Origin of the sequence: Bacillus sp. RCC_6_1 (assembly GCF_041360755.1) — a bacterium.
Lineage (GTDB): Bacteria > Bacillota > Bacilli > Bacillales > Bacillaceae_G > Bacillus_A > Bacillus_A cereus.
On record NZ_JBFUPV010000002.1, the window covers coordinates 807060 to 821051 of the forward strand.

Genomic DNA, 13992 nt, shown 5'->3' on the forward strand with positions numbered 1-13992 from the left:
TTCTTATTATTATGACTTTTCATCCTGGATTAACTAATAATATTACAGTATAAAAAGAGAAATTGAGCTATGAAAGAAGTAGGGATGCCTTCTTTCATAGCTCAATTTTCATCTATAGCAACTTCTGAAAGTCGGCCTGCTATAGCATCTTTAAGGAGGGTGTTTAGCCATTGTAATTCAACTGTAATATGCTCAATTACACTTTGCAAAATATATAGTTGTGCACGTGGAACCTTTCCTTTATTACAATCATATATCGTTTGCATAGTATGTAAATATTGAAGAGTATCGTTTTTCTTTTTTTCTAAAATAGGAACTAATTCGTGATCATTGCTAAAGTGAGCGAAAGATAAGGCCGAATAAATAGGTTTATATATTTGGTTTTTGGCTTCGAATTGTTTTAATAGTAAAGTGTGGAATAGTTTTTTGCCTTCTTCTGTTATATGAAAAATCGTTTTGTCAGGTCGATTTGTGTCTCTAATTACATTTGTAATATGAATTGCGCCTTGCTTTTCTAATTGCTCGAAGGCGTAATAAAGTGATCCTTTAGCATATTTAATGTAACAATCCATTTGTCGTTCTTTCATAATATGCTGCACTTCATATGGATGTTTATCTCCTTCGAGTAGCAAGCCGAGAATGACTAATTTCATGCTCATGCTGTCTCAACTCCTGTATATAAAAACTTTATCTAGTAAGATCCCCACCCAAAAATTCAGCGGAAGCAAAGAAGTTAGGTGGGGATTAACTGCCCGTAAAAGCCCGATTGGTGAGGGCTAATAATCAGTGGGGGATGAACACCCCCCCACTGATTAAAGTTTCACTTTATACATATTATAAACGGCATATCCTTTTTCATAAAGGAATATGCCGCTTCTTTTTTATATTAACTAACTTGCTTTTGTTTTTCTTTCTTTTTAGGGCCTGTAAAGAGGCGTTCATTTCCCATAAGTAAAATACAAATAATACTTAGTACAGCCGGGATGAGTGCCCAGAAGAATGTATTCGCAATAGATGTAGCGAGAGCTTCTTTAATACCCGCTAATATTTCAGCAGGAATTTTTGCGGTAGCGCCTGGTGATAATAAGAAACTTGTGTCTCCGCCTTTTGGAGCTAATTTTGCTAGTTCAGGGGGAAATACAGAGTTTAGTTTATCTGTAAAAATATGATTTTGAATTGTACCGAAAATCGTTACACCAAGAGTCATACCGAGTGATCGGAAGAATGAGTTTGTTGATGTCGCCGAACCACGGTCCCGCATTTCCAACTTGTGAATAGAAGACATACTTAATACTGAGAATGAGAAACCAACACCAAGCCCAGCGAGAATCATAAATAGTGTTACGAGTAAACGAGGTGTGTCCATTGTTAAAGTACTTAATAAATAAATACCAAGAACGAAGAAGAAACCAGATACCATCATAATGTTACGATAGCTTGTTCGAGACGCTAATTGTCCTCCGGTTTGACTTCCAATTACAGAACCAACCATCATTGGTGTTAAAATTAATCCAGCATTAGAGGCGGAACCTCCAAGAACGCCTTGAATGAAGATTGGAATATAAACTGTACAGATAATAAAAGCGGCACCATAGAAAAAGGCAACTCCTTGACTAGCTGCGAATAAAGGTTTTTTAAATAGATGGAACGAAATAATAGGCTCGGTTGCTTTTCGTTCTACAAAGAAGAAAATAATAAGCGTAATAACTACTGTTGTAAATAAGCCAATAATTACAGTAGAATTCCAGGCATATTCTTTACCACCAAGTTCTAATGCGAACATTAAGCAAACGATACTTATGACAAGTGTAATAGCACCAGCCCAATCAATTTTTTGTTTTCTAAATCCTAGAGACTCACTGTAGTATTTAGTAATGAAGAAAAAGGAGATAAGTCCTAATGGAATATTAATATAGAAGACCCAATGCCAACTTATGTAGTCAGTAATATAAGCACCTAATAAAGGACCGAATACACTAGATGTCCCAAAAACAGCACCAAATAGCCCTGTCATCTTCCCGCGTTTTTCTGGTGGGAAGATATCATACATAATTGTGAAGGCGATAGGCATAAGGGCACCACCACCGATACCTTGAATAGCTCTATAAATACTTAATTGCTCAATACTTGAAGCTGTTCCGCAAAGAGCAGAACCGAATAAGAAAAGAATGAGGCCCCCAATATAAAAACGTTTCCGCCCGTACATATCAGAAAGTTTCCCGAAGATAGGCATCCCTGCCATTGTTGCTACCATATAAGCTGATGTGACCCAAACAAACTTATCAAATCCTCCTAGGTCTCCAACGATTGTTGCCATTGCGGTTGCAACGATTGTATTATCCATTGCGGCCATTAATATACCAAGCAGTAAACCAGCAACAACAAATTTTGTTTTGTTGGCGTCTTTTTTTAATGGTTGAGTTTCCAAATATAACCCTCCTTTAGAAATAAGTAAACTATATTAAGTTTTGAGTGCAGTGGATAAAAAATTTTAAATGTATAGTTGATTTTAATTCCTTTTCCATAAGTGCACTGATATGCCATAAAGAATATTATAGTCAAATTTGACTATAAGGCAAACTTTTTCTTCCGTCAAAATATTCTTTCGTATGAGTAGAGAACGAGTGAGCCATACTGAATATTGCTATAAAGGAAATGAAGTAAATTGTAAAAAAATTTCATAAAGAACACCTTCTGTTAATAGATGAAAAATGGTTTTTTCTTCATATTGTCGAATAGGATAAAAGGAAGAGAAATATTAAACATTGCTTGTAGCAAGCTTTAGTGATTTGGGGAATTCATTGTGTGTATGTTACATCTGAAATGAGGTGAATATATATTATGAAAATATGGGGACGAATTTCGGATACAGGAAAATATTCAATACCGCTACAACCAGTATTGTGGATTGACGGATCGAAAAAGGAAAACGAATTTCCTCAAGTAGCCGTTACATTACAAATTGGTAGTATGTATACAGAACAGTTTTCGTATGAATTGACCTACGATGTAAACGACATACTTATTATGCGAATTGAAGTGGAAAATAAAGGGGTAGAAATGATTTCGAGAGTTGTTGTAAGTCATATGATTCGAGATTACTTTGCTTATATTCCTAATTCTTTAAAAGTTGATAAGGGGATAAGTGAGTTTTTATTCCAGCTTGTTAGATGGCGAATTGATGATTTGTTACCGAATGAGAAGGTGGAACTACGTTGTAAAATAAAAGCTAATAAAGATAAAGCTCTTAAACAAACATTCTTTCAGGCTACATATACATTTCAAGATAAAGAGATATCATATGGCCCACTGCAAACAAATGAAGTTGTTGTGCGTCAATGATAAAAAGGAACCTGTACAAAAGGTTCCTTTTTTAGTGAAGGTTGTGTTTTTTGAGTATTTTCTTTTGCTCCATTCCTTTTTTCCTACATAGTTATTTTTGTAGCCAAAGTATAGAATAAATAAAAATGAAACAACATTAACAATAGCGTCGATTTGATCGTTTGTAATAAAGTGTATCCCGAAAGAGGTAAATAATAATTTTAATGATAATAGAAAACCAGCTAGTAAACGCATAGCATCTGATAGATTCTCTTTTTGTAGCATATAGATTACTCCTTTCTATAAAAGTTATATATTATATATATGAAATAGAGTAGAAAAGGTATACAAGCTTAAGCAGAAATGTACATTGCATATGTACATTTTTTATTTTGTAGAAAAACATTATTGATATAGAAACATATATTGGTATAAAAGGGGGAAAAGTATGAAACATAAAGGGAAAATTAGTGGATTATTGCTTGGCAATACTGTGGCAGTTACAGAATGGATTGCACTTCAGGATGTAATTGCAAAACTGGATTCACGATCATTTTATACCGTCTTTATTATTTATATATTGCAAATGATACTAAGTTATTATTTTGGACATTGGTACGATAAAAGAGCGAACGAGCGTATGGGTATGGAAGTAGGAGGAATGGCAAGCAATGATTTTGTTGTTGATTTTTTTGGGAAAGTAGCTGCTTTATCTGAAAGAGATTCTCGTAATATTACAGTGTACATTCTTTCTGTAAAAGAATGGGAAGGATTAAAAGACACGTTGCAAGAAAAAAAGTTGGGAGTGTTAGTACAAAAATTAGAGAGTACCATTGTAAAGACAATTCGGAAGGGCGATGTTGTTACAAAGTGGGATGAAAATAAGTACGTTATTGTAGCAATTGATAATGGTCATGAAACATCAACAATAACAAAACGATTAATGAAAAATATTGAAAGTGAAATAGAAGGTGATTTACTCAGTGTCACTCTTTTATTTGGAGCAGCTAGCTATCCAGTAGAAGGAAAAACGTTTGAAGAACTGTTGAGAAAGTCGCAAAATCAATTGTACCAGTATAGAAATTTGCAAGAAAATGAGTGAAGCTTTGATTTGAAGATATATGATAGGAAGATGTTTTATTTGTAACATTTTTTTGACTTTTATTACAAAAAAACGCCACGTTTGTAATAAAAGTCTTTAAAAATATATGAAATAAGCATATAATTATGATGGTAGTGTCAATGCAATTTGCACAGTGTGTTTTATTTTAAAAGTGTAGAGGAAAGCAAGCTCTACACTTTTCCTTTTTAGGAAATGAAAAGAATATTTGTAAGTTGTTGCGAGATATCGATTGTACTGTGTAAAATGAACAAAGAGATTAATTGATAGAAAGCTGGAAAGGGAATGATAGACGTGAGAGCGGAGCGATCACCTTTTATCAGGTGAACTATTATAGTCTTATTAAGACTGAGGTGAAATTCCGTGGACATTAAAGTAATACATAGTGTAAACAGGCCTTAAAAAACACGAAGTAGTATACTTAAAGATGGATATGGAATTGCTAAATAATTCAAAAAGAATAATGTAATATCAAGTAATAATTTGTACAAACAATATTAATGATCTTCGTAAAAAAGATGCGAGTGTATAGAACAATTACATATTTTATAACTTTTTTATATTACACGATGGTCGTTTATAAGTAGGAGGAAGAGATGTTGAAATATAGTAAATTAGCAATTGTAACTGCATTATCAATGATTTTATTAGCCGGTTGTTTCGGTCCGAAACCAGAAGAAGAATTATATGTAGCGTTTGAAAACGCTGCTAAACAAGAAAAAACAATGTTTGAAGATGCAAAAAAACTTGAGACTTTAGAGAAAGAAGGACAAGAATTATATAACCAGATTGTTCAAGAAGGAAAAGATAATAATCAAACTGTTAAAGAAAAACTGAATCAAGCAGTGAAAAATACAACTGAACGAGAAAAAGTGCTTGCAAAAGAAAAAGAAGTTTTAAATAAAGCGCAAGAAGAAGTGAAGTCAGCTGATAAGTATGTGAAGAAAATTGAAGATAAGAAATTGAAAGATCAAGCTGATAAAGTGAAAAGCACGTATGAGAAACGACACGATTCATTTAATAAAATGTATGACAGCTATGACAAATCTTTAAAACAAGAAAAAGAGTTATATACAATGTTACAAGATAAAGGTACTAAATTAAAAGATATTAGTGAAAAAGTAAAAGTAGTAAATCAATCTTATAAGGATATTGAGTCAGAAAAAGATAAATTTAATGAATTCACAAAGTCTTATAATACAGAAAAAGTAGCTTTTTATAAACAAGCAAATATTAAAATTAAAGAAGAGAAAAAATAAAACAGTTTGGCCTACACTTGGCCAAACTGTTTTATTTTTTTGTATAAGTACGACTATACCATGGAACAGGTTCACTTAATTTTTTTTCTTGTTTTAATGCTTCAGGACCAATATAATCTTGAATTGTTTTTTTTGCCACTGTTAAAGATAAGGTTGTTTTCGGATTTCGATAGGAGGATTCAAGATGACCAAGATGCGGTAGAATTCGAAAATCTTCTTTCGTAGGAGGGATGTGGAAAAAATAATCGCCTAAACGTATAAGGACATCAGATTGTTGTTGGCTAAAACGTGGGTTTCTAGAAAAATGTAATCCTTCTTTAATTGCTTTTTTTTCAGCAATCAAACGTTCTAAAGCTGTCTTTTTTAACCAGTATAAATATTTAGGATTAGTAGCTGCTTTAGCATGACGATTCACAACGAAAATAGATTGAGCTAGTCGATTAATAGAATGTTGGTTTTGTAATTGAGATTGTGGTTGTGAAGGTTTCATATTGAATCTCCTTTCAATTTTTCATTATTATACCATAAATAAAATAGGTATTTATTATACGCAAAAAGTGATTGTATATATTTTCAATATTAAAGCAATATTGTTACAAAAAACAACTATTTTGTATAATAGTAATAGAATATGTTTTTGAAATTTGATAATGAAAGAGTGAGAAGTTTGAAAGAAATATTAAAACAACAGTATGCCATTATAGATATTGGATCTAATACAATGCGTTTAGTTATTTATGAAAAGCAAAATGGAGGTTTTTATAAAGAGATTGAAAATACGAAAGTTGTTGCTAGGTTAAGGAATTACTTAATTGATGGTGTGTTGAATGAAGAGGGAATAGAAGTATTATTACAGACATTATTTCAATTTCAAGAAAGTACAAGATTCCATCAGTTGCATCATGTACTTTGTGTTGCAACAGCAACAATTAGACAGTCGGAGAATCAAGAGGAAATTAAAAAGCTTGTTGAAGGACAAACGGACTTTACTCTTAGAGTATTATCAGAGTATGAGGAAGCGCGTTACGGATACTTGGCGGTTATGAATTCTACATCGTTTTCAGAAGGAATAACGGTAGATATCGGCGGGGGAAGTACAGAAGTTACATACTTTAGAAATAGAGAGATTTTAGAGTACCATAGTTTTCCATTTGGGGCACTTTCTTTAAAGCAACAATTTATTAAAGGGGATATTCCTACTAAAGATGAGTTAGAGGGAATGCAACAGTATTTAGAGTTTCAATTTCGAACGTTACCATGGTTAATCAATAAGAAATTGCCTCTTATTGCAATTGGTGGTAGTGCTAGGAACTTAGTGAAAATCCATCAAAATTTAATATGCTATCCTATAGCAGGATTACATTTATACAAGATGAAAGAAGAAGATATTGAAAGTGTAAAAGATGAATTGGAAAAATTGTCGTACATAGAACTTCAGAAATTGGAAGGATTGGCAAAAGATCGAGCAGATACGATTATTCCAGCGGTTGAAGTATTTCATACACTTGTTAATGTTATAGAGGCACCGGCATTTGTATTAAGTAGAAAAGGGTTAAGAGAAGGTGTTTTCTATGAAGAGTTGACAAAAGATTTGGGGATTTCATATTATCCGAACGTAGTTGAAGAAAGTCTGCATTTACTATCACATGAATACGAAATGGACATGGAATTTGTTATTCAGCTTATTAAACATGGAAGACTAATTTGCAAACAACTTGAGGAAATAGGGCTTATTTCTATGTCAGTAAAAGATTGGGAAGTGTTCCATCAAGCAGCGAAAGTATTTAATATAGGCAAATATATAGACGAAGAAGCAAGTCGTTTACATACGTTTTATTTATTAGCGAATAAGACAATTGATGGCATGATGCATAAAGATCGAGTAAGGCTAGCGCTTATTGCATCGTATAAATCAAAAATGTTATTTAAACAACATTTATCTCCATTTGAAGGTTGGTTTGATAAAAGCGAACAAAAAAAAATCCGCCTGTTAGGAGCTGTTTTACAATTTTCAGCTACTTTAAATGTAAGGCAACGATCGCTTATTGATACCATATCTATAACAGAAAACGAAGAAGGATTAACATTTAAAGCTTTATGTGAACAATCGGCATTAGCGGAAAAAGTGCAGGCTGAAAAACAAAAAAAACAGTTAGAAAGAGTGTTAAAAACGAATATTAACTTGTTATTCGAACTAAAACATTAGGTTGTACGGATGTCTTTACAAAAAAATTACACTTTATAATATTGTAATTTGCTAAAATAAAAGTAACTAAATTATAGTGAAAAAGTTTCAAGGGGAAGTGTGAAGAGAATGGAATTATTGAAGGGGAATGCAGTAAATTTAAATGATACAGCTTATTACAATAATCGAGAGTTAAGTTGGTTAGCATTTAATGAACGTGTCTTACAAGAAGCGCAAGATGCAAATAATCCACTTTTGGAAAGATTGAAATTTATTAGTATTTTTAGTTCGAATTTAGATGAATTTTTTATGGTACGTGTAGCGGGATTAAAGGATCAAGTGAGTGCTGGATTTAATCAGCCAGAAAATAAAGCTGGCTTAACACCAAAAAAGCAATTAAATAAAATTGCGATAAAAGCCCATGCACTAATGACAGTACAATATGATACATTTAAAAATTATGTATTACCAGCGCTTGAGTTAGAGGGAATTGAACGTTTAACATTCAATGATTTGACGAAAGAGCAGCGAGAATTTATAGAAGAGTATTTTGATGAGCAAATTTTTCCGGTGTTAACTCCTGTAGCTATTGATGCATATCGCCCATTTCCAATGTTATTAAACAAAAGTTTGAATTTGGCTACTCTTTTATATGATGAGAAGCAAGCGGAAGAGGAAAACAGGACGAAGTTAGGAATTGTGCAAGTTCCTTCATTACTTGAGCGCTTCATAATTTTACCGAGCGAAGGGCAAAAGCATAAATTTATTTTATTAGAAGACGTAATTAGTAGCTTTACTCATAAATTATTTACGGGATATACAGTATCATCTGTTACTCGTTTCCGTATTACACGCAATGCAGATTTAACGATTCATGAAGAAGGTGCGAGAGATTTATTAAAGGTAATTGAAAAAGAATTAAAAAAGCGTAAGTGGGGGGCTGCTGTTCGTTTAGAAGTTGGGAAAGAACACATTGATGAAAGAGTACTAGCGTTATTATATGAGGTTCTGGAAGTAAAAGATGAAGATGTATATATAATGGATGGTCCATTAGATTTAACATGTTTGTTTTCTTTATATAAAAAACTAGCTCCTTTATATGAACATCTTGTATATCCGGCTCTTATTGCGCAACCACCTCAAGATTTAGGTGATGAAGAAGATGTATTTGAAAAAGCAATTGAGCATGATATTTTATTACATCATCCTTTTGAATCATTTCAGCCGGTAGTTGATTTTGTCCGTGATGCGGCGGACGATCCGAATGTACTTGCGATTAAACAAACGTTATATCGTGTAAGTGGTGATTCACCGATTATTCAGGCGTTAAAGATAGCGGCTGAAAAGGGAAAACAAGTGACAGTATTAGTTGAATTAAAGGCAAGATTTGATGAAGAAAACAATGTTCATTGGGCTAAAGAATTGGAACAGGCAGGCTGTCATGTTATTTACGGTGTAAGTCACTTGAAAACACATAGTAAAATTACATTAGTTGTAAGAAGAAAAAACGGAAAAATCGAAAGGTTCGTACATCTCGGAACTGGAAACTATAATGATGCAACAGCGAAGTTATATACTGATTTTGGATATATTACATCAAGAAAAGACTTTGGGGTTGATGCAACCAATTTCTTTAATTATTTAAGTGGTTATACAACAAAGCCACATTTTCATCATTTATCGGTTGCTCCATTTGATATAAGAGAGCAATTTATAGATTTAATAGATGAAGAAATCCGTTATCATAGGCAATATGGAAATGGATATATTATCGCTAAGATGAATTCATTAACAGATAAACCATTAATTAAAAAAATGTACGAAGCATCACAAGCTGGAGTAAAGGTAGAGCTCATTGTTCGAGGGACATGTTGTTTAAGACCTGGCATTCCAAATGTAAGTGAAAATATTCGTGTAGTTAGTGTTGTTGGAAGATACTTAGAGCATAGCCGTATTTATTATTTCCATCATAATGGGGAGGAGAAAATATATTTATCTTCAGCTGATTTGATGACGCGAAATATGGAGAAGCGAGTGGAAATATCTTTCCCGATATTAGATATTGAAATGAAGGCACGAATTAAGGCGATTTTACAGCTTACATTAGCTGATAATGTGAAAACACGTGAACAAAATAAAGATGGTGATTACTATTATGTTATTAATAGTAGTACAGAAGAAATTGATAGCCAAGTGAAGTTGTTTAAGATGGCATATCAAAATACAGACGCTGAATAATGAAAAAAGTAAAAACCTCTTATGTCAATAAGAGGTTTTTACTTTTTTCTACTCATATGCTCCAAAAATGGAAGGATGAGTAGAAACAATAGTTTTATTATAAGCGTGTAATGAGATGGCTCGTTGAGAGAATAATATTTGAAAGAATCGTTATTTTAACTTAGTAATAGTATGGTTGCTGACATGGTCCACCGTAACAAGGATAAGGTGCTGGCGGCGGGAAAGGTGGTGGATAAGGTGGATAAAATGGTCGAGGGCCGAAAGCTAATGCTCCGCCGAGCAATCCACCAGCAATTCCAGCTAGAAAGGGAACGCCAAAAAACGGGAAGAAGCGTGAGTCGCCTACTGGACCAATAGGTGCTGAACGGACTGGAATTGGTTGATAATATGGATACATGAACATACCTCCTTTATTGGACTCACTTTTATCATATGGTAAACAAAACGTGGATGAGCGCGTACAAGAAAGGATATGTAAGAAAATAGGCGAATTATTACGAATGTTGGAGTGTGAAAATTGTGATTTCAGGTTTTGACATAAAGCGAAATGGGACACGTGTTCTTCCCAGGCCTCGATTGACATAGAGAGTTAAATCCTGAATTGTATAGAAGCCTTCAATATAGTCTTTGGCGAGTGAAGGTGTAATAATAGCTCCTAAAAAAGGAATTTGTACTTGTCCGCCGTGACTATGACCAGAAAGTTGCAAGTTGATTGGATATTTAGAAACTTTGGGCGCGATATCTGGTTCGTGAACAAGAACAATGTTATAAGTACTTTGCCGTGCATGCTCTAATGTTTTCTCTATTTTTGGTTTGCCTAATAGTATATCATCGAGACCGAAAATAGAAATTTCACTATTATCCATTAGATGAATTCTTTTTTCACTATTGAGCAATAGCTCAAATCCTGATTCACGCATGATGTGCTCATAGTATTCAGTTCCATATCCACCGTGATCATGGTTACCATAAATAGCGAATTTACCAAAGGGGGCTTGTATATTTTTTAAAATGGATGCAACGAAAGGAGTGTCAGTATACGTTTGATAATTATCAATGAGATCTCCGGTAAAAAGGACAATATCTGGATTTACAGCATTAATTTTAGAAACAACTTTAGATAAATGTTGAAGCGAGAAATAGTATCCGAGATGTAAATCGCTGAATTGAAGAATTTTCATACCATGAAAACTTTTTGGGATGAGTTGTGATTTTAATGTGTGCTGTGTAAAAGAAATGAAATGGGGCTCTATATATTTAGCATAGTAGTATCCGATGCTACTGGTTATAAATGAATAGAGACAAGTACGCATACCAATTTTTAAAAAATTTCTTCTTGTAATGTGCTTCATAAAAATATGAGTATACCTCAATGTTTTCATTCCATTTATAGGCTACTCAAATCTCCTTTCAGTTTATTTAAAATATACTTTACATAATAAAAAGTAGTATAGATTACGAAAAAAAATGAATAAAAAGAAAGTTCTTTACGCTAAAATATCAGAAAAGTTTAAAAATATAAAGATTTCTATTAAATAAAGTGATAAAATGAATGTGTATTCATTTTTTGGAGGGGATGTATGTGAAAGAAAAGGTAGTTATTATAACAGGTGGATCGAGTGGAATGGGAAAAGGAATGGCGACTCGTTTTGCAAAAGAAGGGGCACGAGTTGTTATTACAGGACGTACAAAGGAAAAACTAGAGGAAACAAAGTTGGAAATTGAACAATTTCCAGGGCAAGTATTACCTGTACAAATGGATGTAAGAAATACGGATGACATTCAGAAAATGATTGAACAGATTGATGAGAAGTTTGGTAGAATTGATGTTTTAATAAATAATGCAGCTGGAAACTTTATTTGTCCAGCAGAAGATTTATCTGGGAATGGCTGGAATTCAGTCATTAATATTGTATTAAACGGTACGTTTTACTGTAGTCATGCTGTCGGAAAATATTGGATTGAAAAAGGTATAAAAGGGAATATCATTAACATGGTAGCAACATATGCATGGGATGCTGGTCCAGGAGTTATTCATTCGGCTGCAGCGAAGGCAGGAGTATTAGCGATGACGAAGACGCTCGCTGTTGAGTGGGGACGTAAATATGGAATACGAGTTAACGCTATCGCGCCAGGACCAATTGAACGTACGGGCGGTGCTGATAAATTATGGATTTCAGAAGAAATGGCTAAACGTACGATACAAAGTGTTCCGCTTGGAAGGCTGGGTACGCCAGAAGAAATCGCTGGTCTAGCTTATTATTTATGTTCAGATGAAGCTGCGTACATAAATGGAACTTGCATGACAATGGATGGAGGACAACATTTACATCAATATCCATTTTAAAAGGGATAAAAAAATGAATATTTGATTCATTTTTTTATGGCTAAATGTGACGGAATTGTGACATATGAAAGAAAAGTGTTTACAAGAGGTCATATATACGTTATATTTAAGACCTCTTTTTTCTTCATAGTAGAATTGCTAATTCCCCTTAGCATTTTACCCCTCTAATCCCTTCAGGAAAACTGAAGGGATTTTTTATTATTTTTCCGTAAATATCATGTTATAATTTTTGAAAAGTAAAGGGAGGGAAGCACGTTGATAGATGCATTAGATGTAATGAGTAACTTGGATAAAGTCCTTCCTTATTATCAAGCTATTTTTAGTGCTGATGAGCATACTGTAATTGGATACGAAGTAGTAGGACGTATTCAAACAGAAGAGGGCATACAAAGTTTAGCTTCTTTCTTTCACGATGATTCGATTCCAAGTGAATTTCAACTGGAAGCGGATAATATTATAGTAGAAAAAGCTTTAAATCGTTATTTAGAAAGCGATCAAAAATTATTATTATTTATACATCGGAATGCTAATGTATTAATGAATGATGATGATGAAAGCTTGCTTCAACTTTTATTGAGGTATGAAGAACAAGGTTTAAATTTAAAACAAATTGTTTTAGAGATTACAGAACATGAATGTAAAGAAGATATAGAGCAATTTAATCATTTGCTTATGTATTATCGTACATATGGTATTCAAATTTCGATTAATAAAGTCGGAACGGGCACAAGTAATTTAGAGCGTATTAGCGTGTTAGCACCTGATATTTTAAAAGTAGATTTAACGAACTTAAGGCAAACAGCACTTTTACAATCTTATCAAGATATTTTATATTCTTTATCATTACTTGCTAGAAGAATTGGTGCAACTTTGTTATATGAAGAAATAGATGCTTTTTATCAACTGCAATATGCTTGGAAGAACGGCGGAAGATATTATCAAGGTAATTATTTGAAAGAATGTTTACCTGATTTTATTGAAACGAATGTTTTGAAAGAGCGACTAGGTAATGAATGTCATCAGTTTATTCAGCATGAAAAGAAGAAGTTACAAAAAATTTATAATTTAACAGAGATGTTACGCGATCGCATTGGCGATGTTTTATCAAAACAAAAAAAGAATGAAGATATAAATGATTGGTTATTACAATTTAGTCAAAGTGTATCACAGTGTAGTTTTCGTATATTTATTTGTAATGAAGATGGTTTCCAACAATCAGGAAATGTTATGAAAAAAGATGGAGAATGGATTGTGATGCCGGATTATTATATGAAGAACTGGAGTTGGCGCCCGTATTTTCTCGAGAATATCATGAAAATGCGTTTTGAGAATAAGGCGAGGCTTTCAGATTTATATGCAGATATTGAAACGGGAGAAATGGTACGAACATTTTCTTTCCCGATTGATGATGACAACTTTTTATTTATAGATTTATCTTATGAATATTTATATGAAGAAGATGTTTTATTTTAATGCACGAAGAGATTCGTGCATTTTTTGTTTGTTTTTATCATAAATTGGT

The 13992-nt window shown here is 33.1% G+C and carries 12 protein-coding genes and 1 pseudogene; 7 read left to right on the forward strand and 6 right to left on the reverse strand.

What is annotated here, in order from left to right:
- Positions 1-101 precede the first annotated feature (101 nt).
- A complete protein-coding gene (locus AB6801_RS10405; RefSeq protein WP_000062063.1) occupies positions 102-659 on the reverse strand; it encodes a PadR family transcriptional regulator in 558 nt (185 codons plus the stop codon).
- A gap of 227 nt (positions 660-886) precedes the next feature.
- Entirely contained in the window at positions 887-2428 is a 1542-nt protein-coding gene (locus tag AB6801_RS10410) for an MDR family MFS transporter (protein WP_000449902.1), read from the reverse strand.
- A 413-nt stretch (positions 2429-2841) separates the two neighbouring features.
- On the opposite strand from AB6801_RS10410, the gene AB6801_RS10415 reads away from it, so the two are divergent.
- Positions 2842-3342, forward strand: coding sequence for a hypothetical protein (locus tag AB6801_RS10415; protein ID WP_000708120.1), 501 nt, complete (start codon positions 2842-2844; stop codon positions 3340-3342).
- Positions 3343-3373: 31 nt separating this feature from the next.
- On the opposite strand, the pseudogene AB6801_RS10420 reads toward AB6801_RS10415, so the two are convergent.
- Positions 3374-3606: pseudogene (locus AB6801_RS10420) on the reverse strand (SPP1 phage holin family protein).
- 163 nt (positions 3607-3769) lie between these two features.
- On the opposite strand from AB6801_RS10420, the gene AB6801_RS10425 reads away from it, so the two are divergent.
- Together AB6801_RS10425 and AB6801_RS10430 are read left to right on the forward strand one after the other, a co-directional pair.
- Entirely contained in the window at positions 3770-4423 is a 654-nt protein-coding gene (locus AB6801_RS10425) for a diguanylate cyclase domain-containing protein (RefSeq protein WP_000680811.1), read from the forward strand.
- Positions 4424-5037: 614 nt separating this feature from the next.
- Positions 5038-5700 (forward strand): YkyA family protein, encoded by a 663-nt coding sequence (locus AB6801_RS10430; protein ID WP_000922482.1) that lies wholly within the window; start codon positions 5038-5040, stop codon positions 5698-5700.
- 31 nt (positions 5701-5731) lie between these two features.
- On the opposite strand, the gene AB6801_RS10435 is transcribed toward AB6801_RS10430, so the two are convergent.
- Complete coding sequence (locus AB6801_RS10435; protein ID WP_000804862.1) at positions 5732-6190, reverse strand: YkyB family protein; 459 nt, start codon at positions 6188-6190, stop codon at positions 5732-5734.
- Positions 6191-6331: 141 nt separating this feature from the next.
- Here AB6801_RS10435 and AB6801_RS10440 point away from each other — a divergent pair, with 141 nt between their 5' ends.
- Positions 6332-7906, forward strand: coding sequence for a Ppx/GppA family phosphatase (locus tag AB6801_RS10440; protein WP_050552234.1), 1575 nt, complete (start codon positions 6332-6334; stop codon positions 7904-7906).
- Between the two features lie 108 nt (positions 7907-8014).
- Complete coding sequence (locus tag AB6801_RS10445) at positions 8015-10123, forward strand: polyphosphate kinase (RefSeq protein ID WP_097999117.1); 2109 nt, start codon at positions 8015-8017, stop codon at positions 10121-10123.
- A gap of 160 nt (positions 10124-10283) precedes the next feature.
- On the opposite strand, the gene AB6801_RS10450 is transcribed toward AB6801_RS10445, so the two are convergent.
- Together AB6801_RS10450 and AB6801_RS10455 are read right to left on the reverse strand one after the other, a co-directional pair.
- On the reverse strand, positions 10284-10520 hold the full coding sequence (locus AB6801_RS10450; RefSeq protein WP_000283738.1) for a hypothetical protein: 237 nt from the start codon (positions 10518-10520) through the stop codon (positions 10284-10286).
- Between the two features lie 97 nt (positions 10521-10617).
- Positions 10618-11475 carry a metallophosphoesterase gene (locus AB6801_RS10455; RefSeq protein ID WP_033667426.1) on the reverse strand — a complete coding sequence of 286 codons (858 nt, stop codon included), beginning with the start codon at positions 11473-11475 and terminating at the stop codon, positions 10618-10620.
- A gap of 230 nt (positions 11476-11705) precedes the next feature.
- Between AB6801_RS10455 and fadH the strand changes: the two genes are divergently transcribed.
- Both fadH and AB6801_RS10465 read left to right on the forward strand, forming a co-directional pair.
- A complete protein-coding gene (gene fadH / locus AB6801_RS10460; protein ID WP_370941070.1) occupies positions 11706-12470 on the forward strand; it encodes a 2,4-dienoyl-CoA reductase in 765 nt (254 codons plus the stop codon).
- 255 nt (positions 12471-12725) lie between these two features.
- The gene (locus AB6801_RS10465; protein ID WP_000564306.1) at positions 12726-13943 is read left to right on the forward strand and encodes an EAL domain-containing protein; all 1218 of its coding nucleotides are present in this window, start codon (positions 12726-12728) and stop codon (positions 13941-13943) included.
- The last annotated feature ends 49 nt before the right edge of the window (positions 13944-13992 follow it).

Excerpts from the sequence above, each read along its gene's own strand:
- AB6801_RS10425 (WP_000680811.1), top strand. The coding sequence starts at position 3,770 with ATGAAACATAAAGGGAAAATTAGTGGATTATTGCTTGGCAATACTGTG.
- AB6801_RS10455 (WP_033667426.1), bottom strand. The coding sequence starts at position 11,475 with ATGAAGCACATTACAAGAAGAAATTTTTTAAAAATTGGTATGCGTACT.
- AB6801_RS10440 (WP_050552234.1), top strand. The coding sequence starts at position 6,332 with ATGTTTTTGAAATTTGATAATGAAAGAGTGAGAAGTTTGAAAGAAATA.
- AB6801_RS10450 (WP_000283738.1), bottom strand. The coding sequence starts at position 10,520 with ATGTATCCATATTATCAACCAATTCCAGTCCGTTCAGCACCTATTGGT.
- AB6801_RS10445 (WP_097999117.1), top strand. The coding sequence starts at position 8,015 with ATGGAATTATTGAAGGGGAATGCAGTAAATTTAAATGATACAGCTTAT.
- AB6801_RS10405 (WP_000062063.1), bottom strand. The coding sequence starts at position 659 with ATGAGCATGAAATTAGTCATTCTCGGCTTGCTACTCGAAGGAGATAAA.
- AB6801_RS10435 (WP_000804862.1), bottom strand. The coding sequence starts at position 6,190 with ATGAAACCTTCACAACCACAATCTCAATTACAAAACCAACATTCTATT.
- AB6801_RS10430 (WP_000922482.1), top strand. The coding sequence starts at position 5,038 with ATGTTGAAATATAGTAAATTAGCAATTGTAACTGCATTATCAATGATT.
- AB6801_RS10415 (WP_000708120.1), top strand. The coding sequence starts at position 2,842 with ATGAAAATATGGGGACGAATTTCGGATACAGGAAAATATTCAATACCG.